Below are 24,778 nucleotides of genomic sequence, written 5' to 3' on the forward strand. Positions count from 1 at the left end.
GTCGCGTCATCGGGAAGAGAGAGGTAAGCAGGGGGGGCTAGTAGCCGCGGCGGATCGTCTCGATCAGGCGGTCGAGCAGTTCGGCCCAGACGGCGCGTGATGCGTCGTCGAGGCCGGCTCCGGTCTGGGCGATCCAGTGGGCGGATGTCACGGCGAGACCGTTGATCAGGGAGCTGACGAGCACCGCCGCCTCGAAGTCGTCGATCTCGCTGGCGCGACCCGAGATCTCGAGGGTGAGCTGGTCGGTCGCCCGGATGAAGATGTCGTTCATGGCGTGGTGCGCGTCGCCACCCGTCCCGAGCACGCCGCAGAGATAGGCGATGACGGTCGGCAGGTCGATGTGGCGCAGCACGGTGGTGATGTCGGCGAAGAGGGTGACGCGGCTGCCATCGGCGGCCGGGGTCGCCGCGCTCTCGGCCCGGAACTCGTCGATGACGTCGCTGAGCACCCGGGCGCACGTGGTCATGACCACGTCGTCGAGCGACGAGAAGTGATTGAAGACCGTGCGTCGTGACACGTCGGCGCGCTCGGCGAGCTCGTCGACGCTGAACCGGGCCTCTCCCCGCTCGCGGATGAGCGAGTCGGCGGCGTCGATAATCGCCAGACGGTGGCGCGCCTTGAGTTCGGCGCGCCGGTCGGGGGCGATCACGGCGGAAGTCACGTACTTACACTAAGTGCAACGACGCACGCAGTGCACAGAAATCCCACGGTTTTTGCTGCGATTTCGCTGGGAACCAGCGACGCCGTCGGCCCGGTACGGTTGATTCATCCCCGCCGTCTCGCACCGAGACTCAGCGCAGACCCCGAGGAGATCCCATGTCGGTCGGCTTGCTCGCCGTAGTCGATGACATCCTGACCGCCGCCCTCAAGGCGAGCGCGAAGACCGCAGGAGTCGTCATCGACGACGCGGCCGTCACACCCCAGTACGTCCAGGGCCTCACGCCGGCCCGCGAACTCCACGTCGTCAAGTGGATCGGGCTCGGCAGCCTCTTCAACAAGTTCATCATCATCATCCCGTTGGCGCTCCTGCTCTCCGCGTTCGCGCCGTGGGTCCTGCCGTTCCTGCTCATCATCGGCGGCACCTACCTCTGCTTCGAGGGAGCAGAGAAGGTCATGGAGTGGTTCGGCGTGCACCACGCCGTCGAGGACGCCGGTGCGCGCGACGAGAAGAAACTGATCTTCGGCGCTATCCGTACCGACCTGATCCTCAGCACCGAGATCATGCTCATCGCCCTGGCCGAGCTCGACCCCGACTTCGGCATCTGGATGACGCTCGGCGCACTCGCCGTCATCGGCCTGGCCATGACGATCGTCGTCTACGGCGCGGTCGCCCTCCTCGTGAAGATCGACGACATCGGTCTCGGCCTGATGAAGAACCCGGCACGTAAGGTGCGCCGCACGGGTGCGCGCATCGTCGCCGCGATGCCCACCGTGTTCCGCGTGATCAGCATCGTCGGCACGGTCGCGATGCTCTGGGTCGGCGGACACCTCGTCATCGCCAACCTCGCCGAGACCTTCTGGCACGGACCCTACGACCTCGTGCACGCCGTGACCCACGCGATCGAGGCCGCCGGCCCCGTCGTCGCCTGGATCGTCGACACGGCGATCTCGGCCGTGTTCGGTCTCGTGCTCGGCATGATCGTCGTGGGCATCGTGCTCGGGATGACGCGGCTGCTCAAGCGCAAGAACCCGGCCGCCGCGGCGCACTAGGCCGCGCTACTCCAGCTTCTCGAGCTCGGCGAGCGCCTCCCGGGCGCGCGCGATGCGGTCCGCCTCGGGCTCGTCCCACCAGTACGGGCCGCGTTCGCCGAGCCCGTGTTTCGCGAGGCCGACGCGCGTGCGCGCCGCGGCCACGGCGTCGGTGTCGCCGGCGCGCTTGGCGACGCCGACTCCGGAGCGACCACGACCGAGATGCGACTTCAGCGCCTCGACGAGGTCGGCGGGCAGGCACGGGTCGGTGCGACGCCAGCGCCGGCCGCCGATGACCATCCACCGGGCGTCATCGTCGGCGTGCGTCATCCGGGCCCTCGTGTTCTGTGACCTGAAACTGTCGGGAAAACACAAAAGGCCCGGATGACCGGGCCTGTGGTGCACCCCCCCGGACTTGAACCGGGAACCCACTGATTAAGAGTCAGTTGCTCTGCCAATTGAGCTAGAGGTGCGTAGCGCTTGAACTTTCCGCGCCGAGAATCGAGATTAGCATAAGTAATAACCACCCTGCGACACGAGGAGCACCATGACCGCCACGAAACTCGAAATCGGCGCGAAAGCTCCCGACTTTTCCCTGCAGAATCAGGACGGGGAATCCGTTTCGCTGTCTGATTTCTCCGGCAAGAAGGTGATCGTCTACTTCTACCCGGCGGCGGGTACGCCCGGCTGCACGACGCAGGCCTGCGATTTCCGCGACAACATCAACTCGCTGAAGTCGGCCGGCTACCAGGTGCTCGGAGTCTCGAAGGACACCGTCGCCGACCTGAAGAAGTTCCAGGCCGAGCAGGGGCTGAACTTCCCGCTGCTGAGCGACCTCGACCTGACGGTTCACAACCTCTACGCCGCGTACGGCGAGAAGAACCTCTACGGCAAGGTCGTCACCGGCGTGCTGCGTTCCACCTTCGTCATCGACGAGAGCGGCGTCATCGAGCTCGCGTTGTACAACGTCAAGGCCACCGGCCACGTCGCGAGCCTGCGCAAGAAGCTGGGCGTCGACGCGTAACGCTGCCTGATCGGCGCGGCGCTGTCGGTTGACCGGCAGCGCGGCGCCGAAACAGCAGCCTGACTTACGCGTCGCGCTGCGACGTCTCCGCGAGCACCGGCTTGGTGAACAGCAGCACCATCACGACGATCGCGGGGATGAGCAGCAGCCAGCCGATGTCGACGCGCGAGAACAGACCTTGGAAGCTGCCCAGAGCGACGGCGGCGATCAGCACCTGGACGACGATCGCCGCGCCGCGGATCCACGCTTTGCCGCGCAGCGTGTTGATCGCGATCACCGTGACCCAGACGGCGGCGATGGCGGTGCAGACCGTCAGCGCGAGGGCGCTCGCGATCGAGTCGGCGCGCGCGATCAGCATCTCGACGATGAGTACCGCGGTGACCAGATAGAGCGCCACGGCCTCGATGAAAATCACCGCCGCGAGCAGCAGGACGAGGGGGTGGTGGCGAGGCCGACCGCCGCCCTGATCGGCGGATTCTTCAACGATCGGCGTCTCGCTCACAGCTACATCCCATACAAAACCATTGATTTGCGTGCTTCGGTATGAGAGTCTATTCGAGGTTGATTTCCAGCCTGCAGTGCTGCGGCGAATCCCACCTCTCTTATCCCACCCGAATTCTCGAGGGCGATTACCCATGCCCGCAAGAAGCCCTCTACCGAAGGAGCACCCATGGATTGGCGCGACAAAGCTGCCTGCCTCACCGCTGACCCGGAACTTTTCTTCCCGGTTGGAAACACCGGTCCGGCGGTCGACCAGATCGACAAGGCGAAGGCTGTTTGTGCGCGTTGCTCCGTGACCGAGATGTGCCTCCAGTACGCGCTCGAGACCAGCCAGGACTCCGGCGTCTGGGGCGGCCTCAGCGAAGACGAGCGCCGCGCCCTCAAGCGTCGCGCAGCCCGCGCCCGCCGCGCTTCCTAAAACGTTCCGCCCGCTGTCACAGCAGCAACCACGAACTGCCGCTCACCCCGCACCGGTGAGCGGCAGTTCGGTCGTTAAGCAGGCATTGTCGAGCGGATGCCGCAGGAGTTAACTGTCCGCATGGCAGAACTTCCCTCCGGATGGGTTGCCCTCGGCGAATCACGCGAGTGGCAGCGCATCCTCACCTCCCGCCTGTCCAAGACCGGCAAGCGCTTCTACGTGCTGTACTTCGTCGCGATCCTGCTCCTCATGTGGATCGCCCGCTGGGCGTTCGACGTCTTCGGCCCGGTCCCCGTTCTCGTCGTGCTCGGCCTCCTCGTGCTGGCGGCGGTCATCGTCGCCGTCTACGCCATGACCCGCTCGCCGCGCAGCGAGGTGAACTTCGACACCGGCCAGGTACGAGTGCGCGGCAACACCCTGCCGTTCGACCACATCACCGAGGCGGTCTACCTCCCGGTGGCGCACAACGACCGGGTCGACGCCTTCCTCAGTCTCGACACCCACGGCATGCCGGTGATCACGGTCTGCCTGCGGTCGACGCATCTCCCCGAATTGACACCCCACGAACGGATGCTCGTGGCCGAGATCCTGCGCCGGTCCAGTGTCGAGATCCCCCAGAGCAAGCGCGGCCGCACCAACGTCTACTACGACCCCGACGGCAAATACGAGTGGATGCGGCATCCGAACCACCTGAGCCGCGAGGACGCGATCGAGTACGTGCTGCACACCCCGAAGTCGGGCGAGGCCTGGCGCACCCCTCCCCCGAAGAAGAGCATCTGGATCGACGAGAACTAGGCGTGGGATAGTCTCGCCCTATGGCAGAGCTCCCGCACGGTTGGGTCGTCGTCGGACCGAAGCCGTCGTGGCGGATGGTTCTGGGGACGCGGATCGGCGTCCGGATCTACCCATTGATTCTCCTGGTCGTTACCGGGCCACAGGTGGCGCGTATGTTCGCGAGCAACGACGATTCGACGCTCGTCACCGTCGTCGCACTCGTGCTGGCGGTCGTCGTCGCCGCCGTCTCGGTTGCATTGATCGTCGCCGCCCAGCGTCCGCGCCTCAACTTCGATACCTCCCAGCTGCGGGTCGGGCGAAAGACGATAGGGTTCGCCGACCTGACGACCGCTATGTCCGTCGGTCTCCCCCGCGGCACCACCACCGACTGGTCTCTGCAGATCGGCAGGGGCTCCGCGGCGCCCCTCCTCTTCACAGTGCGCTCCACCCGCGACCCCGAGCTGAGCGACTCCGACCGCGAACTGGTCGCGGAGCTGCTCCGGCGCTCGTCGGTCGCACTTCCCGCGCCCAAGTCCGACCGCGATGACCCGACCGGGAAGTTCGCCTGGATGGACCACCCCAACCACCTGTCGCGTGACGAGGCCATCGAGTGGGTGCTCAACACTCCCGAGTCCGGCGAGCCGGTGCGTGCCCGCAACCGGCGCAAAAGCCCCTGGATCAACGACGACTGACACGGTGTCCGAGCTCACCGCCGGCATCCGCACCCGCTGACCACCCCACACGAAGGACGCACCATGACGCTCGACATCGGCTCCACCCTCCACCTCGACCTGCGTGAGTCCGACGGGACGGCGATCAGCCTCGAGGACTACCGCGGCACGGACAACGTGTTCGTCTACTTCATGCGCGCGCTGTCGTGCGCCCAGTGCAACGCCGCCGTGCGCACGCTCGCCGGGCAGAAGGACGAGCTCGCGGCATCCGGGGTCACGGTCATCGTGGCCGTTCCCGAGGACGCCGAGTCCGCCACCGCGTGGAAGGCGAAGAAGGCCGTGCCGTTCCCCGTCGTCGTCGGCAAGGACGGCACCCCGCACGCCGAGGCCGGCCTGCTGCGCAAGGTGTTCGGCGCGATCCAGCAGTCGGGCGGCGTGCTCGTCGACAAGCAGGGCGTGGTGCGCTACTCGCACGTGTCGACCAACCCGGGCGCGAGCTACAACAAGGCGGAACTCGCCACGGCGATCGCCGCTCTGTAACAAAATCAGACAACAGGATGGCGCGGCCGAGGCCGCGCCATCCGTCCTGTCCGGCGTGCGACCGGGGCGAACCGTCCTGTCGGGCGCGGCGGGCGGCGGGTACTCGTCCCGGGCGCGCGCTCAGGGCCGCGCGGCGAGCGCGGTGCCCGACGCCGGGCGGCATCCGGCCCCTAGTTCTTGGTGAGCCAGTTCAGCGGGATCTCGATGGTGACCTCGGTGCCCGACCCCATGATCGTGTGCCAGTCGATCGAGCCGCCGAGCTCGCCCTGGATCAGGGTGCGCACGATCTGCGTGCCGAGGCCCGAGCCGACCTTGCCCTCGGCGAGGCCCACGCCGTTGTCGCGCACCTTGACGGAGAGCTGCTCCTCGTTGCGGGCGGCGATGATCTCGACCTCGCCCTCCTCGCGTCCGGCGAGGCCGTGCTCGACCGCGTTCGTGACGAGCTCGGTGAGCGCGAGGGCCAGCGGGGTGGCGTACTCGCTGGGCAGGACGCCGAAGCTTCCGGTGGACTTGGGGTGCACGGTCGTGTTGTGCCCCGTCGCGATCTCGGCGATGAGCAGCAGCACGCGGTCGAACACGGCGTCGAAGTCGACGTTCTGGTTGAGGCCCTCGCTGAGGGTGTCGTGCACGACGGCGATGGCGGTGACGCGGCGCATCGCCTGTCCGAGCGCCTCACGGGCGACGTCGCTGTGCGTGCGGCGGGCCTGGATGCGCAGCAGCGACGCGACCGTCTGCAGGTTGTTCTTCACCCGGTGGTGGATCTCGCGGATCGTCGCGTCCTTGGTGATGAGCTCGCGCTCCTGGTGGCGCACCTCGGTGACGTCGCGGCAGAGCACGATGGCCCCCACGCGTTCGCCGCGGTTGCGCACCGGGATCGCGCGGATCGACACGGTGACGCCGCGCGCCTCGATGTCTGTGCGCCACGGGGCGCGTCCGGTGACCACGAGGGGCAACGACTCGTCGACGACGAGGCGGCCGTGCAGCAGGCTCGTAGTGACCTCGGCGAGCGACTCGCCCTCGAGCTCGCCGGCGAAGCCCATGCGGTTGAACGCGGAGAGCGCGTTGGGGCTGGCGAAGGTGACGGTGCCGTCGACGTCGAGGCGGATGAGGCCGTCGGACGCGCGCGGCGCACCGCGGCGCGGGCCGGTCGGGGCGCCGAGGTCGGGGAAGTCGCCCGAGGCGATCATCGCGAAGACGTCGTTGGCGCACTCGTTGAAGGTGAGCTCCTGGCGTCCGGGAGTGCGGGCCTCGCTCAGGTTGGTGTGGCGGGTGATGACGGCGACCGGCGCCTCGGAAATCGCGGCGGTGCTGGGCGAGAGCCGGCGAAGCACGGGCACGGCGCGCACGCGCGTCGGGGTCTCCTCGTACCAGGTCGGGGTTCCGGTGTCGATGATCGTGGCGGTCTCGAACGCCTCGGTCACCTGGTGCACCCACTCGGGCTTCACGGCCTGCCCGACGAAGTCACGATAGAACAGCGTCGCGCTGCTCGACGGGCGGGCGTGGGCAACGGCCACGAACGAGCCCTCGGCGCTCGGCACCCACAGCACGATGTCGGCGAAGGCGAGATCGGCGAGCAACTGCCAGTCGCCGACGAGCAAGTGCAGCCATTCGATGTCCGCTTCGCTCGATCGTCCTTGGGCCTGTACGAGATCACTGAGGGTCGACACGTTCCTAGGCTAGCCCGTGCGGGAGCCCGGCGTTTTACCGGGCAGACACCTGCGAGAATGAACGTCACTTTTGTTGGGGGGTCTGGATGTCGGAGGGCAACGGGCAGCGGCGGCTGAGCCGGGGATGGGCGATCACCCTCCTGGTGCTGGTCGTCGTGCTGTTCGTCGGCGGCAGCACGGTCGCCGCGCTGTCCTTCGTCACCACGCTGAACGCGCGGCCCATCGAGGTGACCTGCACGGTCGACTCGACCTTCGGCGACGCGACGTCGGACGACGGCGAGAGCGGGCGCCCCGGTTTCAGCGTGCAGACCTCCGGCGCACCCGAGTGCGAGGACTTCTACGTGCGCGACGTCGCGCTGCGCGGCGAGATCGAGGTCGGCGAGACCTATGTCTTCACGATCTCGAACCTGATCGGGTACACGAATGTCGAGGCGGTCGCGTCGCCGTGATGCTCGAGACTCCGCGTCTTCTGTTGCCGCCGCTCACCAGGGAGCACACCGCCGACCTGGTCACGTTGTATTCGGACCCGGACGTCGCGCGATACGTCGGCGGCGCGCGGCTGACGCCCGCGACGATTCCGCGGCAGGCCGAGGTGCTCGCGGACGAGTGGGACGAGCGCGGGTGCGGGCAGAGTGCCGTCGTCGAGAGGTCGACGGGCGCGTTTCTCGGACGAGTCGGCTTGCACTACTGGCCCGCGTGGGACGAGGTGGAGCTGGGCTACGTTCTGGCCGCGCACGCCCAGGGGCGCGGGCTGGCCGCGGAAGCGAGCGGGGCGTGGATCGACTGGGCGCGGACGCACCTCGGACGGAAGTCGCTCGTCGCCGTCATCCAACCGGCCAACGCGGCATCCGTGGGTCTGGCTCTGAAGCTCGGATTCGCTCTCGACCGGGCTGATGTCACGGAGAGCGGGGATGCCGTGGAGGTGTATCGGCTGCCGCTGGGGTAGGGGTTTCGACGGGCTCAACCCGCCTGCCGGCCTGCCAGCGTCACATTGGCCGAAGACTATTCACAACGTGGCATACTTCTGGATAATTGCGTTAGGCGTCGGGGCGGGAGAGCCGGTATGACCACCACAGAGGCACCACCCGGATCCCTGCCGGGCACCGCCCGCGCGGCCCGTCCGCAAGAGAGAACGGCCCAGCGTCGTCGAGCGATTCTGGATGCCGCGACCCGCGTCTTCGGCGAACGCGGGTACAACAACGGATCCCTCGTCGAGATCGCGGAAATCGTCGGCATCACCCACGCCGGCGTGCTGCACCACTTCGGTTCGAAGGAGCAGCTGCTGCTCGCGGTTCTCGCCCACCGCGACGAGGTCGACATCGAACGGCTCGCGACACAGCAGCGCCCGGTCGGCGCGGAGTTCCTCAGCCACCTCGTCGCCACCGCGCAGGCGAACACCGAGCGCAGCGGCATCGTGCAGACCTACGCCGTGCTCGCCGCGGAGTCCGTCACGGGCGACCACCCCGCGCAGGAGTTCTTCCGCGGCCGGTTCGCGGTTCTCCGCGGAGACGTCGCGGACGCGCTCGGCCTCACGGTCGGGGCACCCGCTTCGGACGAGCGGGTGGTCGCCGCGGCATCCGCCATCATCGCCGTGATGGACGGCCTGCAGGTGCAGTGGCTGCTCGATGCCGAGACGGTCGCGATGCCCGACACCCTGCGATTCGTCATCGACGCCATCGTCGAGAGCCTGCGACGGAGCGTCGCCGCGACGCCGTAGCCGGCAGAAGTCGGTCGGCGACCAGCCGTTGGAGCGCGACGCGCACCGCGGATTTCGGCGCCTCCTCGACGAGGGTGCGGCCGGCGAGCACGGCCGCGTCGACGGACTGCTGGTCCCACGGCACGAGCACGGGCGACTCGATGCCGCCGAACCGCGACAGCGCCTGCGCGACCTGGCCGGACGGGTTCAGCCCGATGGCGCTGCCGCGCACCTTGTTCGCGACGACCGTGACCGTGTCGGTGACGGCGATGTCGGCGAGGTCGCCGTGCGCGCGGAGGAAGCGGGAGAGGCCGACGGGATCCGCGGCGCCGACGGCGACGATGTGGTCGGCTTCGCGGATCGCGGTCAGGGTCGCGGCGTTGCGGCGCGGCGAGAACAGGTCGCTGGCGATCTCTTCGTCGTTCTCGAGGCTCGACCCGGTGTCGAGCACGACGTAGTCGGCCCAGGCGCGGCACTCGTCGATGGTCTGGCGCACGCGGTCGGCCGACAGCTCGGGCCAGCGGCTGGGCTGCCCGATGCCGGTGAGCACCCAGAATCCGGCGGTGCCGCCGTAGCGCTGTCCGATGCGCTCGAGCTCGGACCGGGTGAGACCGCCGGCACCGGCCAGCCGGCAGGCGGCGGCGAAACCGGGGGCCTCGTCCATCAGGCCGAGCACCGGTGCGACGGATGCGCTGTGGGTGTCGACGTCGCCGAGCACGACGCTGAACCCGGCGGCCGCGATCTCGGCGGCGATGCCGACCGCGACGGTCGTGCGGCCGGGCGAGCCTGCGGGCCCCCACACGGTCACGACCGTCGCGCGCTCGGTGCGCGGCTTCTCCGCGGCGTCCCGCTCACCGCGGAGCAATGCCTCGACCGTCGGCCACTCCGCTTCGGCGTCGACGAGGTCGTAGAGTCCGATGCCGCTCGCGTACCGGCGCTGCGCGTCGGCGGAGACCACCGCCACGACCCGCACGCCGCGGGCGTCGCACTCGGCGAGCGTGCCGTAGCCGAGGTAGCGCGGCGACGCCCAGACCAGGGCGACGTCGGCGCCGTCCAGTGCCTCGGGCAGCGCGTTCGCGTCGGCCACGCTCGCGACGATCTCGTGGCCGTGACGTCGCGCCTCGTCGGCGAGCCGGCCGTCGTGCGGGGCGGGCACCGCGAGCACGAGACGCACGGTCACTTGCCCGGCAGGTCGGTCGGCACCACGGAGACCGCCGCCTCGTTCGCGATCGCCTCAAGCAGCCGGGCGAGCCGCGACCGCGGTACGAGCAGCTCCACCGACGCCGCCTCGGTATCGACGACCAGCCCGCTGTCGTCGACGAGCCGCACGACGGTCGCCGACGAGACCGCGACCGTCGGCGGCTCGTACTCCCCCGTCCCCGTGCGCGTCGCCGTCCAGACATCGACGGTCGAGCCAGGGGCGACGGATGCCGCGAGCTCTCCGGTCACCCCGATGACGAGTGCCGCCTGCCGCACCCCGGCCGCACTGCCGACCGCCGACGCGGGCACCAGCTCGCCGCGTCCCACCGGCTTGGTGATGACGAGTCCCTCGTCGCCCACGTCGTCGGGCAGTAGATAGAGGCGGTCGGCCCCGTCGACGCGCACGCCGGTCAGGGCGAGATCGTCGGCGTGCACGCGGTCGCCCGGGGCCAGCGCCTCCCGCGCCGTGTACACCTGCACGCTGGCGTCGGCGGCCCCGACAATCGCCACCACCCCCGCGATCGACACCACGATGAGGCCCAGCCCGATCGCGAAGCGCGGGTCGAACCAGAACCGCTTGCGCGTGCCCGACGTCTCACGCATCCGGCCGATCATCGTCATTCGCCGTACCGCCTTCCCGTGTGCCCTCCCATCGTGCGCTTCCCCGCGCTCGCGCGAAAAAGTTATCCACAGGTCGTGGCGCATGGGGCCGCACAGCGCTGTCCGCTGTGAATGCACCCTCAAAGCGTCGGAAACACAAATAAAGTGTCGCAGGCGAACTTTCGACACTTTAGCTGGCCCGTTTGTACCCCTTTGCGGTTCAGCTACTAGCTTGTCTTTTCGGACAACAATCGTCCAAAGTCGTGTTCTGGACAAAGCAGCTTCTAAGCATGCTTTTCTTCGGACTCGATTCGCGCCTTCAAAGACCGCGATCAACAGATGCGTGATTCGGCACCCCGATCAGGACTTGGAACGCTCTGAGACGGTTACCGCAATCACCGATTCGGGGCCGTTCCGGCACCCGTCCGGCCCCTGGACACCGGTCCCGACGGTGTCTAATTCTCCGGCTTCGGTTTCAGCTGCGGCGCCGGGTGAGATACGGCTGCAGAATACCGCCGACGATGCCGAGCCACGCGCCCGTCAGCAGTAGTCCGAACTGCGACCAGTTCTCGAGCTGCCCGAGTGCTTGGGAGTTCTGGAACACTGCCGTCCGTGCGCCCGTATTGGTGTTCGGAACCCCGCCGCCCTCCCACGGCGACGGCTCCTCGGAAGCAGGGCTTTGGAAGTGCAGCGAACCCATCGTCGACGCCTGGAACTGAGGGTTGACGTCCTGATAGTCCCAGTTCGCCGGGATTCCGATGCTCCCCGAGTATTCGAAGGCCAAGGCTGTGGCATCGGGGGCGACGATCGACAGCGACGGCGATCCGGCGGCCGGGTACGGGTTCGTCAACACCCCTTCGGCGACCTCCCTGCTGCATACCAGTCCGTCGGCGATCCGGCGGCCGGCGGGCAAGGTCGCGGCGACGTCGACATCGTCCATCGCCGTCGTCGCAATTCTTGCCGGATCGTCGCCAAGCCTCCCGGTCTCCGTCCGGTCCGGGATCGGACGCTGTTCGAAGTCTCCCAACGGTCGTTCGTCAACGGGGAAGTCGGGGGGATCGCTGGTGAGGAAACACTGCCATTCCCGGATTCCCTGCGACCCGTATCCGACGTAAACATCGATGGCGGCGATCGCAGCGTCCGGTGTTTCGACCGCCAAGGACAGGATCTCCCGCGTGTAGCCGGTGAGACCCGCGCTGTAGTTTGTCGTCAGGGACATCGGGGTGGGGCCGTCGGTGTGGACGACGAAGCCGAACGCGTCGGCGGAGAACTGCGGGGGTAGGACGATGGCGGGCGCCCCAGCGCTCACGAGTCCGACGAGGGGGATGACTCCCCAGAAAAACACACGGGCAAGCCTTCTCAGCGCCTCGACCGCCCCGGCGCCGGAGACTACCTCCGCTGCGGTAGCCGGGCGCCCGGACGGCGCCGTCTCTGCGGCGGCGCCCGTGTCACGTCGGTGCCGAACCGGCGTGGACCGCCCGCTCCCGCGCCGCCTGCTTCTCATGAAGTCCCCGTCCACTGTCGTCCAGAACGGAAACATCCGTATTGCGCAGTATCGCAGTTCGATCAACGGAATAGAAGTCATATTCGAGACCCGCAGGCCAGACAGCAAGGTGATGTTCGCAGATAGAATCGAACGGGCGGAAGGACAGGCAACGCTTCCGTTTCGCGCCGTCACCACATCGCAGTCGATTGGACGAGATATGACAGTCAAGCCCAAAGAACGAGGAACGATTCTTGTCTGCCACTGCTGTGGCGTACCGAACGAAATCTACATGGAGAGCGCGACGTCCCATCAGGTGTGCGACCCGTGCAAAAGGCACAGCACCGGCGACTGGAAGGCAGTTACCCGCACCCATACGGAGTGGGTGGTGGCCTATTACAGCGAGCGGGAGCGGCTGAACGCCGAGGCCCGGCAGACGGCTCGCGCCGCCCTCGTCTCGAAGCAAGCGGAAGTCGAGAAGTTGACGGCGCGTTTCCAGCACGCCGTCTCCACGATGGCCTCTCAGTACGCCGACGCCCCGATCGGTGACCTGCAGAACTGGGTGCGTGCCGCCGTGGTGTCCAAGGCCGGTTCGGACCGGGATACGGCGTTCAGGACCCGGGACGCGGCGATGCGTGTGGTGTGGCGCATCGACCAGCTACATCGGAAGAAGTACAACCGCGATACCGCGTGCTCGTGCGGCACCAAGGCTACTTCGTGCCGGGAGTTGAAGGCGGTGGAGCCGTTCGCCGACGAGCTCGACCGCTGGGAAGACGAGCAGCTGGCCCGATTGTCCAAGGGCCGGGACTGCGGGCTGCCCAAGGAGCACCCGAAGATGGCGGGCCGCGGGCCGCTGCAGTACTCCGGTCGCCGTTGACTAAGCCAGGCGGTACAGCGCCGGCGGTAGCACTGGCCGCTTGTCGGTGGCTGCGCGTAAGGTCCGGCCATGACTATCGACTACCAATCGCTCTTTTTCGACTCCATCGTCTCGGCGGTGCCCATCATCGCCGACTCGTTCGCCACGGCGTTCGCGACGAATCCGTGGCCGTTCCTCGGCATCGGCGCCCTGCTGGTCGCCGGCGCCTTCGTTCCTGCTCGCCGGACGCGACGACGACCTCGCACCTAACCGCGATTGCCCGACAGCCGATAATCTCTCAGAGACGCGGACCACACACCGCGGCGCCTGACGACGAACGGAGACTGCCAGGCATGAGCATCGAAGTAACCGAGCATGAGCACTCACCCCCTGCGGCAGCGATGCGATACCTTCGTTTCGACGCCAACGCCGAGGACAAGGCGCTGATCGACAGCCTGCACGCCACGACTCCCGGCCTCGTAGACTACGAGTGCAAGACAGCCGCGAAGGTTACGAGGCTGATCACCCAGCCTGCAAGTCTCACAGTCCTGTCCAGCCACGGCAGCTGGCACGGCGAGTATCATGACCAATGGGGCTTCCGCCGTGATCCGGAGAAGAAGCGGTCGACGGCCGAGTCGATTGTTGGCGGCGGGCTCATCCGGTCTCGCGTCCTAGTGATCGCCGCCTGCTGGAGCAAGGCCGAGTTCTGGTCGCCGGTCCTGTCCCCCGGATCGATTGCATTCGTGGCGACCCGCAATGTGACCTACGGAGCCGTCCGCCATTCTCTCCGGGCTTTCCTCCCCTATGTCGAGTCCGACGCGTTCGAACACGCCACCGACGACGACATCGTGCTCGCGTGGGAGGTGGCGCGAGGCAAGGCGGCGAACGTGGCGCGGACGCTCGCGGCAAGGAATGGCCCGCCTCTGCATTTCGCGGTGGCGCGGCACCGAGGCTGAGCCGCCAACTTCCCTCACCGGGTCTTTGCCGCTCTCAACGGACCCGCTCCTGTCGGCTGCGCTTCGCAGCGCTCGCTGCGCCCGAACCCGGCTTGGCACATACGTTTCGATCCACACGCCCTAGTTTGTCGACGATCGCCCAGAAGAGCGCAGCTGGCCGAGATACCCGTGAAGCCCGCTACTGGTCGTCCAGCGGAATGCTCTCCCCCCGGCAGCCTGTGGTGGTCGACCGCCGCCTGGTTCGGTGGCTAGCGCCGTATAGGTGTCTTTCTGTACGGTGGCCGTATGGCAGCCGAGATCGCGGAGATTCAGTTCAGCAACGACGCCCATATATGGCGTCTGTTTTCGCCTGATCGCGAGAAGGCGCTAGAAATGCCCGGGTTCGTCAGCATCCACAACGACGATGACGCCGAGCGGGTTACCGCGATACTCCACGGCTGGGGATGGAAGGTCGTCGGTATGGATTGGAACGACGCACCCGACGGCTGGGTTGTTCCCGTGCAGCGACATAAGTAGCGCTACTTTCGCTCGCTCACGCGAGCCATCCGTCGACTGTCAGCATCAACACCTCCATGGCGCCTGCGAATACCCCCGAGACGGCGGTGTCCACCGTCTTTCCAACCAGGTACAAAGCGACCCATACTATCCAGCGATAGCGCGTCCCTGGCACCACCGCACGGTGCCGAGCCGAGCAGGTGACGGGCGTACTCGAAATATCCATGCCAAAGACATGCGCGGCAGAGACGTCGACAAAATGTGTGGTTCGAATCACCCGACACTTTCTTGCGCCTCCCGTGCGATTCCGCGGGCTGTTACGACCCTTTGCTGAGTCGTTCACATCCGCATCGCCCGCCACCGGCCGCAACTTGCGCCAAATCGACCTATGCGCGGCGTTTTCGGTCAATATGACGCAAGTTGCGGTGACGGGCGGCGCAGCTCGGGCACCGGCGCGTCAGAAAACGAGAATGTTATCCACAGGCTCGTTTCCCGCACAGCCCCGCGTTCATAATCGAGGGATGAATGACATGGCCGCGGGGAGCCTCGGGCGCTTCCTCACCCTCGCCGATACGGCGGAGGTGCTCAACATCTCGCTGAACCAGGCGTACGTGCTGGTGCGCAGCGGCGAGCTGCCCGCGATCAAGATCGGCGGCAAAGGCCAGTGGCGCGTCGAGCGGTCGGTGCTCGAATCGTACATCGAGGCGAAGTACGAGGAGGCCCGCCGCCTCAGCCTCTGGAACCAGTCCGACTACGCGAACATCCCCGAGCTCGCGGCGCCGCCGCGGCCCGTCGACAACCCCAATCAGAGCCGCACGAGCAGGAGCTGAGCCAGCGGCACCACCCGGCACTGCGTCACCGACGATTGCCGGCGCGGGGTGCCTGCCTCGTGGACGGCGAGGTCGAGATGGTCGCGGCCGACCCGGTCGATGGTGCCGTGGACGTCCCCGGTCGTGGTGCGCAGCGTCAGGGCCGACCGGCGGCGGCAGAGGTCGCGCAGCACGAAAGGCAGGGTGAGCCTCGCCGACAGCGAGTTGGCGCCGGACGCGGCATCCACCTCGACGAGGCTCGCCTCGATCTGCGCGCGGGTGAGCAGAAGCGCCGACACCGCGGCGAGCGGCACGATGCAGACCGAGCGTCGGTGCGTGCCCTCGTCGAGGTCGGCGGCGAACCAGTCGCGGCCGAACGTGCTGGGCCGCACCACCAGCTGCTGCCCGTTCGTCAGGGCGACGCTGAGCACGAGCGAATCGTCGCCCTCGTGCAGCGCGAGGATGCGTTCCCGCAGCGAGAGCCGGCCGAGCCGCAGCCGCTCCTCTTCGGCGCGCTCGTCCAGTTCGTCGGCGCTGAGCTCTTGCTCGAGTTGCCCCTCGAGGTCGTCGAACAGGTTGTCCCAGCGCATGCGGAGACCCTAGCGATTCCGGGGTGGGGACGATAGCGGTTATCCACAGATTTGGCTAGAGCGGGCGGCGGGATGCCACGGGTCTGGTTGAGTTTCGTCACCCCCTTTCGGGGGTGGCCAGTTTCCTCGACGCGACGATGGGAGCCCCCGTGAGCAGCGCGACCGTGAGACAGAACGACGACGACCGGCGGCCGGTCGCCCTCCCCTCGTCCCGAGACGCTCTCGCCTCGAAACGCATCAGCGCCCCGTACGACGAGGACGAGTATTTCGGCGCGCAACCGGCGGGCCGGTCAGCGCTTCCCTCGCCCGAGCCGCTGCTCGAAAACCTCACGCGCTGCGTCATCGAGATCCTCGCCGGCGCGCGAGACCTGGAGCAGATCGCGCGCTGGGTCGACGACGACGTGTACCGGCACCTGCTGAAGCGTGTGGTGCTGTCGACGCGGGCGCGGCAGGCGACCGGCCAGGTGGCGAAGCGGCCGACATTCTCGATCGGGTCGATGTCGATCTACGAGCCGCGCGACGGGGTGGTCGAGGCCGTGGTCATCGTCGTGGGACGCGCACGCACGCGCGCGGTTGCGCTGCGGCTCGAAGGGTTCGACACCCGGTGGCGGGCGACGGCGATCAATGTGCTCTAACGGGGATGGTGCCTATCGAAATCCCCCCGACGAGTCGCGTCAGGAGGGTTTCGACAGGCTCAACCCGCTAGCTAGGTACTAGCTACTTCTTCTTGTCCTGCGCGCGACGCTGCTGGCGGTTGACCGGGGCTGCGGTCTCGGCCGGCTCTTCGGTCGACTGGCCGAAAGCGCCCTTCTTCGCGGGCGCCGCGGCGGCCGGAGCCTTCGCGCGCGCGAGCGTCGGGTTGGACTGCGCCGCCTGCTGGGCACGCGCGGTCGCGGCCTTCTCGACCTGTCCGCGCTGGTTGCGCACCTCGACTTCGCCGTTGGCCTCTTCGCTCGGGGCCGAGTAGCTCAGGCGCTCGGCGGGAGCCACGTTGCCGGTGAGGCCCTTGGCCGCGACGATCGGTGCGGCCGCGTTTGCGCCGCCACCGGTCACCTCGACCTCGAGGTTGAACAGGAAGCCGACGGTCTCCTCGCGGATCTGGCCCATCATCTGCTGGTAGAGCGCGAAGCCCTCGCGCTGGTACTCGACCAGCGGGTCGCGCTGCGCCATGGCGCGCAGGCCGATGCCGTCCTTGAGGTAGTCCATCTCGTAGAGGTGGTCGCGCCATCGGCGGTCGATCACGGAGAGCACGACGCGACGCTCGAGTTCGCGCATGGCGGGCTCGCCGAGCTGCGCGGTGCGGTTTTCGTAGGCGACCTTCGAGTCCGAGAGGATCTCCTTCTTGAGCAGCGCCTCGGTGACCTTGCCGCGCGTTCCGGCCTCGGTGAGCACCTCGTCGATCGTGATGCCGACCGGGTACAGCGTCTTCAGCTCGGTCCAGAGCGCGTCGAAGTCCCATTCCTCCGAATGTCCCTCGGCGGTGTGCGCCTCGATGACCTCGGTGATGACGTCTTCGAGGAAATGCGTGACGCGGTCCTGCAGGTCGTCGCCCTCGAGGATGTGACGGCGGTCGCCGTAGATGGCCTCGCGCTGGCGGTTGAGGACGTCGTCGTACTTGAGCACGTTCTTGCGGATCTCGGCGTTGCGGCCTTCGACCTGGGACTGGGCAGAGCGGATGGCGCGGCTGACGACCTTGGACTCGATGGCCAGGTCGTCGGGCACGTTGCCGCGGCCCATGAGCGCCTCGGCTGCTCCGCTGTTGAACAGGCGCATGAGGTCGTCCTGCAGCGACAGGTAGAAGCGGCTCTCGCCGGGGTCGCCCTGTCGGCCGGAGCGGCCGCGCAGCTGGTTGTCGATGCGACGCGACTCGTGACGCTCGGTACCGAGCACGTAGAGTCCGCCGACGGCGACGACGCGCTCGGCCTCTTCGTTGACTTCCTTCTTCACCTCGGCGAAGACGTCGTCCCACGCGGCCTCGTACTCCTCGGGAGTCTCGACCGGGCTGAGGCCCTTGTTGTTCATCTGGGCGACGGCGAGGAACTCGGCGTTGCCGCCGAGCATCACGTCGGTGCCACGGCCGGCCATGTTGGTGGCGACGGTGACGGCGCCGAGGCGTCCGGCCTGCGCGATGATCGACGCTTCGCGGGCGTGGTTCTTGGCGTTGAGCACCTCGTGCTTGACGCCGCGCTTCGCGAGCATCTTGGAGAGCAGCTCGCTCTTCTCGACGCTGGTCGTTCCGACGAGCACCGGCTGCCCGGTCTCGTGGCGGCCGACGATGTCGGCGACGACCTGCTCGAACTTCGACTGCTCGTTCTTGTAGATCAGGTCGCTCTGGTCCTTACGGAGCATAGGACGGTTGGTCGGGATCGGCACGACACCGAGCTTGTAGGTCGCCATGAACTCGGCGGCCTCGGTCTCGGCGGTACCGGTCATGCCGGAGAGCTTCTTGTACAGACGGAAGTAGTTCTGCAGCGTGACCGTGGCGAGGGTCTGGTTCTCGGCCTTGACCGCGACTCCCTCTTTGGCCTCGATCGCCTGGTGGATGCCCTCGTTGTAGCGACGGCCCATGAGGATACGGCCGGTGTGCTCGTCGACGATGAGCACCTCGCCGTTCATCACGACGTAGTCCTTGTCCTTCTTGAACAGGGCCTTGGCCTTGATCGAGTTGTTCAGGAACGAGATGAGCGGGGTGTTGGCCGACTCGTACAGGTTGTCGATGCCGAGGTAGTCCTCGACCTTTTCGATACCGGGCTCGAGCACGCCGACGGTGCGCTTCTTCTCGTCGACCTCGAAGTCGACCTCGGGCACGAGCTTGTTGGCGAGGTTCGCGAATTCGGTGAACCAGCGGTTGGCCTCGCCGGATGCCGGTCCGGAGATGATCAGCGGGGTGCGGGCCTCGTCGATGAGGATCGAGTCGACCTCGTCGACCACGGCGAAGAAGTGGCCGCGCTGCACCATGTCCTGGGCCTGCCACGCCATGTTGTCGCGCAGGTAGTCGAAGCCGAACTCGTTGTTCGTGCCGTAGGTGACGTCGGCCAGATACTGCTGGCGACGTTCCTGCGGGTTCTGGCCGGCGAGGATCACGCCGGTGGTCATACCGAGCGCGCGGAACACGCGGCCCATGAGCTCCGACTGGTAGCTCGCGAGGTAGTCGTTGACCGTGATGACGTGCACACCGCGACTGGCGATGGCGTTGAGGTAGGCGGGGAGCGTGGCGACGAGGGTCTTGCCCTCGCCGGTCTTCATCTCGGCGATGTTGCCGAGGTGGAGGGCCGCGCCGCCCATGACCTGCACGTCGAAGTGACGCATGCCGAGGGTGCGCTTGGCGGCCTCGCGCACTGCCGCAAACGCCTCGGGCAGGAGGTCGTCGAGCGATTCGCCGTTGCTGTACCGCTCGCGCAGCTCGACGGTCTCGTTCTTGAGCTCGTCGTCGGTGAGCTGGGTGAAATCGTCTTCCAGGTGGTTGACGGCTTCTGCGTAGTGCTTGAGGCGACGAAGGAGTCGACCTTCACCTACGCGAAGTGCGCGTTCGAGAACGTTGGCCACGACTTACTCCAAAGGTTGTTGAGCGCGGGTCTTTCCGCGCGCGGGCGCACGATCGCACCCACCGTTACCGGCTCGTAATGGTAGCAAGCCTACCCACCCAGACACTGTGCCTCGTCTGGGTGGGCAGGCTTGTCATCCCGCGTTCTCTCTCAGCGCATCGCCTCCCGGCTCAGCGCGCGACGACCAGCTTCGCTCCCGCCTCGGTCGTGGCATCCGCCTGGCCGGCGTTCTCGTCGAGGCCGATGACGCCGTAGTCCCAGCCCTTGCGGCGGTACACGACGCTCGGTCGGTGGGTCTCGCTGTCGATGAACAGGTAGAAGTCGTGCCCGACGAGCTCCATCATGTAGAGCGCGTCGTCGATCGACATCGGCGTCGCCTCGAACACCTTCTTGCGGATCACGACGGGGCTGTACGGCTCGTCGGTCTCGTCGGCCGGCTCGTCGACGGCGACGGGGATCGATCCGGTGCGCACGCTCTCCAACACCTGCGGCGCGGCCGGGGTGATGTCTATCGCGCTGAATCCACCACTGGATGCTTCGTGCAACGAGACGGGGCGATGCTGGCCCCGATGGACCTTCTTCCGGTCCTTGGCTTGTCGGATCCGCTCCACCAGCTTGGCCATCGCGAGATCGAACGCCACGTACTTGTCCGAGCCGTCGGACTCGGCCCGCACGAGGGGCCCCGGCCCGATCAGGGTGAGTTCGACACGGTCGTCGCCGCTCGATCCCCGGGTCTCGTGGTGCCGGGTGACTTTGATCTCGAAGGCAATCGCCTTCTCGGCAAGACGGGCGACTTTGTCCGCCTTCTCGGTTGCATACTCGCGGAAGCGATCCGTAACGCCAACGTTGCGTCCGGTGATGGAAATTTCCATGTGCGACCTCCCAGCCCTAGTGGCGCCGCCCGGTTTATCAGGCGATGAAACTTTTTCTGCGCCTTTTCGCCAACGCTAGTCGCGTTGTCAGCCAAAGTCACGGAACGGACACGACAGTCTCACCGACCGTTCAGCGATCGTCCATCGGGATGCGCAAGACGCCGCGGAGTGTACGCCAGAGTCGCCACGGCCACCACCTCTCCGCCCGCCGCCCGCACCGCCCGTGCAGCCTCGGCGAGCGTCGCGCCCGTGGTCAGCACGTCGTCGACGACGACGAAACGACGACCGTCCAGAGGTCGGATGGCGCGCAGATACCCCTCGCGATTGGCGGCACGCTCCCCCGCCGCGAGCGACTTCTGCTGCACCGCCCCGCGCGCCACGGCGAGCGCCCGCGCGTGCCGCAGCCCGGCACGGCGAAGCAGGAGGGCGACCGGCGCGTACCCGCGGCGGCGGAAGGCAGCGCGGCCCGACGGCACCGCGACGAGCTCGACGGGAGGCGGGCGCGGGTCGTGCCCGCCTCCGGGAAGGCCGGCGCCCGGAGACGGCGCGCCCGGAGACGGCGTGCCCGGCAGCCCACCCGACAGCACGCCCGACAGCACGCCCGCGGGCGGCCCCTGCCCGCGCCGCACGGCCACCCCGATCGCGGTCAGGAGCGGACGCGCGAGTCGGCGTGCGACATCCGTTCTGCCCTGCTCTTTGAACGAGAGGATGACGCGGCGCACCACCCCCGCATAGTCGAGGGCCGAGACCGCCGGGGTCCCGTCCGCGAGGGAGCGGGTGACGGGAACCCCGACGAGCGCCTCCCCGCACGCGTCGCAGAGCGCGCGGTCGGGCGCGTCACACCCGGCGCACTCCACCGGCAGAAGCACGGCGAGCGCGTCGAGAAGGGCGTCACGGACCAGCATGCGTCGATGCTGGCACGCGGCGCCCGCGGGCGGCCCGCTCGCGGCGCACCCGGGGAGAACCCGTCGCGGCGACCGGGTGGGGAGGAGGCGTATCCCGAGCCGACGAGCCGCGGCGCAATGCCGCAAATCGACCTATCGCGCGCGAAAACGGGTCGATTTGCGGCAACGCGGCGAGAGTCGAGGCCGCACGGTGAGGACGCGACCCTACTGCTGCGTCGCCAGAAGCGTCGCGGTGATGCCGCTCTTCTGCCAACTCGAACCGCGGGGGAAGAACAGCTCGCCGTCGGTGGTGAGCACGCGGACGCCGTCGGTGCCCGCGTTGCCGCCGACGATCGTGACGCCGTTCTCGATCTGACCGAGGGTCTCGCTCGGGCCGCCGATCTCGAACGCGGTGACCACGGTCTCGTCGCCGGACTCCGAGAGGGTCGCGACGGTGCGGTTGTCGACCCAGGTGGCGTCGAGCGGCGCCGCGGAGCTGGCCTGCAGCTGGAACGCCTCCCCCAGCGCGATCGGAACGCCGTCTTGACGGACCACGCCGGCGACGAACAGCTGCGGGCCGATGTCGGTGGAGAGGTAGGCGAGCACGCGTGCGCCGTCGCGCGAGACCTCGAGCGAGATCACGGTTCCGCCGGCCGACAGCGACGACGCGACGTCGTGCGGGGTGCCGTCGAACTCGTACACGCGGATGGCGGACGCGTCGCTGCGCGGCACCGACCAGACGTAGCCGGAGTTGTCGATGGACGGCGCGACGAGGTCGGCCCGCGAGTCGACGACGAGCGGCGCGGCAACGCCCGACTGCACGAGCGAGACTCCCGCGTCGGAGAGCACAACCGCCTCGGACTTGCTCCTGGCCAGAGCGACGGCGCTCGGTGCGAGCCCGACGACCTTGTCGCTGACCCCGTCGATCGTGGTGATGTCGTCGCCCGAGGCGTAGCCGAACGACGTGTCGCGCTGGATGAGCGGCGCGGCTTCGACGACGGGGTTGATGACGGCGGGGGTCGACCCGGTGTCGGGGATGTCGAGCGGGATGCCGCCGACCGTGAGCACCACGCTGGTGGCGGTGGGGAGGCTCGCCGAGACCTGCTGGCGCATGCGGTCGCGCTCGGCCGCCGTGGTCGCCCGCGCCTCCTCGGAGAGGTCGACGGTCGCGATGCCGGCCTCGATCGTCACGAGTTCGCTGCCCAACTGGGTGCCGGCGGGGAACGCGGACACGAGCACGCCGTTGCTCAGCCACGACGACTGCCCCGCCAGCAGCGAGGTCACGACGCGCAGCGAGGTGCTCGACCGGGTGGGGAACCAGCGCACGTCGGGCACCAGGAACCGTCCGGTCGGGTCGAAGTAGTACAGCGGGTATTCGCCGAACACCTGCGGGAAGTTGTTGGCCGAGAGCACGATGCCGTCGGGGGCGCTCCCGATGCGCCATTCGTCGCCCTCCTTCACGAAGGTGAACGACAGGGTCGAGCTGGCGGGGTCGGTTTCCTGGTAGCGGCCCTCCGGGTCGACGGAGGCCGAGGTGGAGAGCGAGTAGCCGAGCTCGACGTCGGTCACGCGTCTCACCGTGCCGACGCCGGAGCGGATCGTCGTGAGCGCGTCGGGCTTCCACTCCTGCGTGAAGTCCTCGGAGAGGAACTCGCGCGCGATCTCGTAGTTGCTCTGCGGGTTCGTGGCGGCGGCGATGAAGTCGGCGAGGATCTCCTCCTGCGTGGAACCGGCGCGCGGTCCCTGCGGCGCGAAGCCGAGCACGGGCTCCACCTCGTCGTTGATGACGCTGCCCGCGGTGACGCTGCCGCTCGTCGGGATGCCCGCGCAGGCGGACAGGCCGACCACGACGGCGAGCGCGAGGGCGGCGCGCACGAGACGGGAGCGGACGGTGGACTCAGGCATCGGTGTCCTCCTTCGACGGCTCGTCGACCGGCGGCAGTTCGAGCGGCGACTCGGTGAGAACGACGCCGTGCACGCGGGGCAGGGTGAGGCGGAAACAGGAGCCGTTGCCCGGTTCCGACCAGACCTCGAGCCAGCCGCCGTGCAGCGCGGCGTCTTCGACCGAGATCGCCAGGCCGAGGCCCGTGCCGCCGGTGGAGCGCTGCCGTGACGGGTCGGCCCGCCAGAAGCGGTCGAACACCCGGGACATCGACGCCGAGGTCATGCCGACTCCGTAGTCGCGCACGGCGATCGCGACCGCTGTCTGGTTGCTGTCGACGTAGAGCACGATCGGCCGGCCCTCGCCGTGGTCGATGGCGTTGGCGAGCAGGTTCTGCAGGATGCGGCGGATGCGGCGCGCGTCGACGTCCGCTTCGAAATAGCCGCCGGGCGCTTCGAGCCGCAATTCGGTGCCTTTCGACTCGGCGAGCGTGCGCACCGAGTCGATGGCATCCTCCACGAGGCGTACGAGGTTGGTCGGCTCGAGCTCCATGTCGACGGCGCCCGCGTCGTACCGGCTCATCTCGAGCAGGTCGGCGAGCAGCAGTTCGAACCGTTCCACCTGGGTGTGCAGCAGCTCCGTGGTGCGCGCGGTCGCCGCCGGGAACGTGTCGCGCTGGTCGTAGAGCACGTCGCCGGCGAGGCGGATCGTGGTGAGCGGCGTGCGCAGCTCGTGGGAGACGTCGGAGACGAAGCGCTGCTGCACCTGCGACAGCGCGGCGAGCTTGGTGATCTGCCGCTGCAGGCTGTCGGCCATGCCGTTGAAGGACCGGGCCAGCGTGGCGATGACGTCCTCGCCCTTCTCGGGGATGCGCACCTCGAGCTGCCCGGCGGCGAGCTTCTGGCTGGTCTCGGCCGCGAGCCGCACCGGTGCGACGATGAGGCGCACGACGAAGTAGGTGACCGCCCCGATCAGGATGACGAGGGCGGCGAGTCCGAGCCAGAGAGTGGTCTGCACGAACGCGAACACCTGTTCGGTGTCGCTGAGGTTGTAGACGAGGTACAACTCGTACTGCCCCGATCCGGGGATGTCGAGGAGGGACCCGACCGCGATGCCCGGGGCGACGCTGCCGTCGGAGAGTTCGAGCCCGATCGACTGCCAGTACAGCCGCCGGTCGTCGGACTGCTCGACGTCGTTGCGCAGTTCCGTCGAGATCGTGGCGTCGGGATCGAGGCCCGGGCTCACGAGGTCGACCGGGAGGCGGGCGCCCGACTGGCCGGGCGTGCGCAGGATGGCGATGTAGGTGCCGGCGGAGGTCGTCGCCGACTGCAGAGCGGCCCGCGAGGCGGTGTTCATCACGCTCTCCAGGTCGAGCCCTGCGGTCTGCTGCGCTGCGTCGAAGCGCGTCTGGGCCGCGACGTTCGACCGCTCGGAGACGGAGAGCGCCTGCTCGAGTCGCGAGTCGAACAGGTAGTTGTTGATGCTGTACGACATGTAGACGCCGATGATGCCCACGGCGATGGCCGAGAGCACGACCGCGATCGCGACGGTGCGCAGCTGGAGCGACGACCGCCACAGACGTTCGAAGCGCAGCCGCCACGCGCGCCAGGAGAAGTCGCGCACGGG

At 68.0% G+C, this 24,778-nt stretch carries 28 protein-coding genes and 1 tRNA gene; 15 read left to right on the top strand and 14 right to left on the bottom strand.

What is annotated here, in order from left to right; translation table 11 throughout:
* Positions 1-37 precede the first annotated feature (37 nt).
* Entirely contained in the window at positions 38-661 is a 624-nt protein-coding gene (locus HD599_RS12495; RefSeq protein ID WP_184238049.1) for a TetR/AcrR family transcriptional regulator, read from the bottom strand.
* A 155-nt stretch (positions 662-816) separates the two neighbouring features.
* Here HD599_RS12495 and HD599_RS12500 point away from each other — a divergent pair, with 155 nt between their 5' ends.
* Positions 817-1,710 (top strand): DUF808 domain-containing protein, encoded by an 894-nt coding sequence (locus tag HD599_RS12500; RefSeq protein WP_184238051.1) that lies wholly within the window; start codon positions 817-819, stop codon positions 1,708-1,710.
* 6 nt (positions 1,711-1,716) lie between these two features.
* On the opposite strand, the gene HD599_RS12505 is transcribed toward HD599_RS12500, so the two are convergent.
* Both HD599_RS12505 and HD599_RS12510 read right to left on the bottom strand, forming a co-directional pair.
* Positions 1,717-2,019 carry a biopolymer transporter Tol gene (locus HD599_RS12505; RefSeq protein ID WP_184238053.1) on the bottom strand — a complete coding sequence of 101 codons (303 nt, stop codon included), beginning with the start codon at positions 2,017-2,019 and terminating at the stop codon, positions 1,717-1,719.
* 67 nt (positions 2,020-2,086) lie between these two features.
* Positions 2,087-2,162 (bottom strand) — tRNA-Lys (locus HD599_RS12510).
* A gap of 74 nt (positions 2,163-2,236) precedes the next feature.
* On the opposite strand from HD599_RS12510, the gene bcp reads away from it, so the two are divergent.
* Entirely contained in the window at positions 2,237-2,713 is a 477-nt protein-coding gene (gene bcp / locus HD599_RS12515) for a thioredoxin-dependent thiol peroxidase (protein WP_184238054.1), read from the top strand.
* 64 nt (positions 2,714-2,777) lie between these two features.
* Here the strand turns inward: bcp and HD599_RS12520 are convergent, their stop codons facing one another.
* Entirely contained in the window at positions 2,778-3,215 is a 438-nt protein-coding gene (locus tag HD599_RS12520; RefSeq protein WP_343062050.1) for a hypothetical protein, read from the bottom strand.
* A gap of 168 nt (positions 3,216-3,383) precedes the next feature.
* Here HD599_RS12520 and HD599_RS12525 point away from each other — a divergent pair, with 168 nt between their 5' ends.
* The 4 genes from HD599_RS12525 to HD599_RS12540 all read left to right on the top strand — a co-directional run bounded on the left by HD599_RS12525 (position 3,384) and on the right by HD599_RS12540 (position 5,617).
* A complete protein-coding gene (locus tag HD599_RS12525) occupies positions 3,384-3,632 on the top strand; it encodes a WhiB family transcriptional regulator (protein ID WP_147784762.1) in 249 nt (82 codons plus the stop codon).
* Positions 3,633-3,752: 120 nt separating this feature from the next.
* Positions 3,753-4,427 carry a hypothetical protein gene (locus tag HD599_RS12530; protein WP_184238056.1) on the top strand — a complete coding sequence of 225 codons (675 nt, stop codon included), beginning with the start codon at positions 3,753-3,755 and terminating at the stop codon, positions 4,425-4,427.
* A gap of 20 nt (positions 4,428-4,447) precedes the next feature.
* On the top strand, positions 4,448-5,098 hold the full coding sequence (locus tag HD599_RS12535) for a hypothetical protein (RefSeq protein WP_184238058.1): 651 nt from the start codon (positions 4,448-4,450) through the stop codon (positions 5,096-5,098).
* Positions 5,099-5,161: 63 nt separating this feature from the next.
* Complete coding sequence (locus HD599_RS12540) at positions 5,162-5,617, top strand: peroxiredoxin family protein (RefSeq protein ID WP_184238061.1); 456 nt, start codon at positions 5,162-5,164, stop codon at positions 5,615-5,617.
* A 170-nt stretch (positions 5,618-5,787) separates the two neighbouring features.
* Here HD599_RS12540 and HD599_RS12545 read toward each other — a convergent pair whose 3' ends face one another.
* Positions 5,788-7,284 carry a histidine kinase N-terminal domain-containing protein gene (locus HD599_RS12545; RefSeq protein WP_184238063.1) on the bottom strand — a complete coding sequence of 499 codons (1,497 nt, stop codon included), beginning with the start codon at positions 7,282-7,284 and terminating at the stop codon, positions 5,788-5,790.
* A gap of 86 nt (positions 7,285-7,370) precedes the next feature.
* On the opposite strand from HD599_RS12545, the gene HD599_RS12550 reads away from it, so the two are divergent.
* From HD599_RS12550 to HD599_RS12560, 3 genes are all read left to right on the top strand, one after another.
* A complete protein-coding gene (locus HD599_RS12550) occupies positions 7,371-7,733 on the top strand; it encodes a hypothetical protein (RefSeq protein ID WP_184238065.1) in 363 nt (120 codons plus the stop codon).
* Positions 7,733-8,230 carry a GNAT family N-acetyltransferase gene (locus tag HD599_RS12555; protein WP_184238067.1) on the top strand — a complete coding sequence of 166 codons (498 nt, stop codon included), beginning with the start codon at positions 7,733-7,735 and terminating at the stop codon, positions 8,228-8,230. The genes HD599_RS12550 and HD599_RS12555 overlap by 1 nt, the downstream gene beginning before the upstream one ends.
* Positions 8,231-8,347: 117 nt before the next feature.
* Entirely contained in the window at positions 8,348-9,001 is a 654-nt protein-coding gene (locus HD599_RS12560; RefSeq protein WP_184238069.1) for a TetR/AcrR family transcriptional regulator, read from the top strand.
* Here HD599_RS12560 and HD599_RS12565 read toward each other — a convergent pair.
* From HD599_RS12565 to HD599_RS12575, 3 genes are all read right to left on the bottom strand, one after another.
* Positions 8,949-10,160 (bottom strand): CpaE/TadZ family protein, encoded by a 1,212-nt coding sequence (locus HD599_RS12565; protein WP_343062051.1) that lies wholly within the window; start codon positions 10,158-10,160, stop codon positions 8,949-8,951. The two genes, HD599_RS12560 and HD599_RS12565, sit on opposite strands and share 53 nt — an antisense overlap.
* Positions 10,157-10,801 carry a hypothetical protein gene (locus tag HD599_RS12570; RefSeq protein ID WP_184238071.1) on the bottom strand — a complete coding sequence of 215 codons (645 nt, stop codon included), beginning with the start codon at positions 10,799-10,801 and terminating at the stop codon, positions 10,157-10,159. The genes HD599_RS12565 and HD599_RS12570 overlap by 4 nt, the downstream gene beginning before the upstream one ends.
* Positions 10,802-11,255: 454 nt before the next feature.
* Complete coding sequence (locus HD599_RS12575) at positions 11,256-12,125, bottom strand: hypothetical protein (RefSeq protein ID WP_184238073.1); 870 nt, start codon at positions 12,123-12,125, stop codon at positions 11,256-11,258.
* Between the two features lie 157 nt (positions 12,126-12,282).
* On the opposite strand from HD599_RS12575, the gene HD599_RS12580 reads away from it, so the two are divergent.
* The 5 genes from HD599_RS12580 to HD599_RS12600 all read left to right on the top strand — a co-directional run bounded on the left by HD599_RS12580 (position 12,283) and on the right by HD599_RS12600 (position 15,400).
* On the top strand, positions 12,283-13,140 hold the full coding sequence (locus HD599_RS12580; RefSeq protein WP_184238076.1) for a hypothetical protein: 858 nt from the start codon (positions 12,283-12,285) through the stop codon (positions 13,138-13,140).
* A gap of 69 nt (positions 13,141-13,209) precedes the next feature.
* Positions 13,210-13,389, top strand: a complete 180-nt coding sequence (locus HD599_RS12585) for a hypothetical protein (RefSeq protein ID WP_184238078.1) — start codon at positions 13,210-13,212, stop codon at positions 13,387-13,389.
* A gap of 83 nt (positions 13,390-13,472) precedes the next feature.
* Complete coding sequence (locus HD599_RS12590) at positions 13,473-14,075, top strand: hypothetical protein (protein WP_184238080.1); 603 nt, start codon at positions 13,473-13,475, stop codon at positions 14,073-14,075.
* 285 nt (positions 14,076-14,360) lie between these two features.
* Positions 14,361-14,591: a hypothetical protein gene (locus HD599_RS12595; RefSeq protein ID WP_184238082.1), complete on the top strand. Its 231-nt coding sequence runs from the start codon at positions 14,361-14,363 to the stop codon at positions 14,589-14,591.
* 500 nt (positions 14,592-15,091) lie between these two features.
* Positions 15,092-15,400 carry a helix-turn-helix domain-containing protein gene (locus tag HD599_RS12600; protein ID WP_343062053.1) on the top strand — a complete coding sequence of 103 codons (309 nt, stop codon included), beginning with the start codon at positions 15,092-15,094 and terminating at the stop codon, positions 15,398-15,400.
* On the opposite strand, the gene HD599_RS12605 is transcribed toward HD599_RS12600, so the two are convergent.
* Positions 15,376-15,969, bottom strand: a complete 594-nt coding sequence (locus HD599_RS12605) for a hypothetical protein (RefSeq protein ID WP_184238084.1) — start codon at positions 15,967-15,969, stop codon at positions 15,376-15,378. The two genes, HD599_RS12600 and HD599_RS12605, sit on opposite strands and share 25 nt — an antisense overlap.
* 164 nt (positions 15,970-16,133) lie before the next feature.
* On the opposite strand from HD599_RS12605, the gene HD599_RS12610 reads away from it, so the two are divergent.
* Positions 16,134-16,604: an Rv3235 family protein gene (locus tag HD599_RS12610; RefSeq protein ID WP_343062054.1), complete on the top strand. Its 471-nt coding sequence runs from the start codon at positions 16,134-16,136 to the stop codon at positions 16,602-16,604.
* A gap of 82 nt (positions 16,605-16,686) precedes the next feature.
* Here the strand turns inward: HD599_RS12610 and secA are convergent, their stop codons facing one another.
* The 5 genes from secA to mtrB form a co-directional block, all read right to left on the bottom strand.
* A complete protein-coding gene (gene secA / locus HD599_RS12615) occupies positions 16,687-19,515 on the bottom strand; it encodes a preprotein translocase subunit SecA (RefSeq protein ID WP_184238095.1) in 2,829 nt (942 codons plus the stop codon).
* A gap of 169 nt (positions 19,516-19,684) precedes the next feature.
* Positions 19,685-20,386 (bottom strand): ribosome hibernation-promoting factor, HPF/YfiA family, encoded by a 702-nt coding sequence (gene hpf, locus HD599_RS12620; protein ID WP_184238097.1) that lies wholly within the window; start codon positions 20,384-20,386, stop codon positions 19,685-19,687.
* A 119-nt stretch (positions 20,387-20,505) separates the two neighbouring features.
* Entirely contained in the window at positions 20,506-21,291 is a 786-nt protein-coding gene (locus HD599_RS12625) for a ComF family protein (RefSeq protein WP_184238099.1), read from the bottom strand.
* A 204-nt stretch (positions 21,292-21,495) separates the two neighbouring features.
* Positions 21,496-23,175: an LpqB family beta-propeller domain-containing protein gene (locus HD599_RS12630; protein ID WP_184238101.1), complete on the bottom strand. Its 1,680-nt coding sequence runs from the start codon at positions 23,173-23,175 to the stop codon at positions 21,496-21,498.
* On the bottom strand, positions 23,168-24,775 hold the full coding sequence (gene mtrB / locus HD599_RS12635) for an MtrAB system histidine kinase MtrB (protein WP_184238103.1): 1,608 nt from the start codon (positions 24,773-24,775) through the stop codon (positions 23,168-23,170). Before mtrB ends, HD599_RS12630 begins: the two co-directional genes overlap by 8 nt.
* Between the last annotated feature and the right edge of the window lie 3 nt (positions 24,776-24,778).

This window comes from Conyzicola lurida, from assembly GCF_014204935.1.
GTDB classification, from domain to species: Bacteria; Actinomycetota; Actinomycetes; order Actinomycetales; family Microbacteriaceae; genus Conyzicola; species Conyzicola lurida.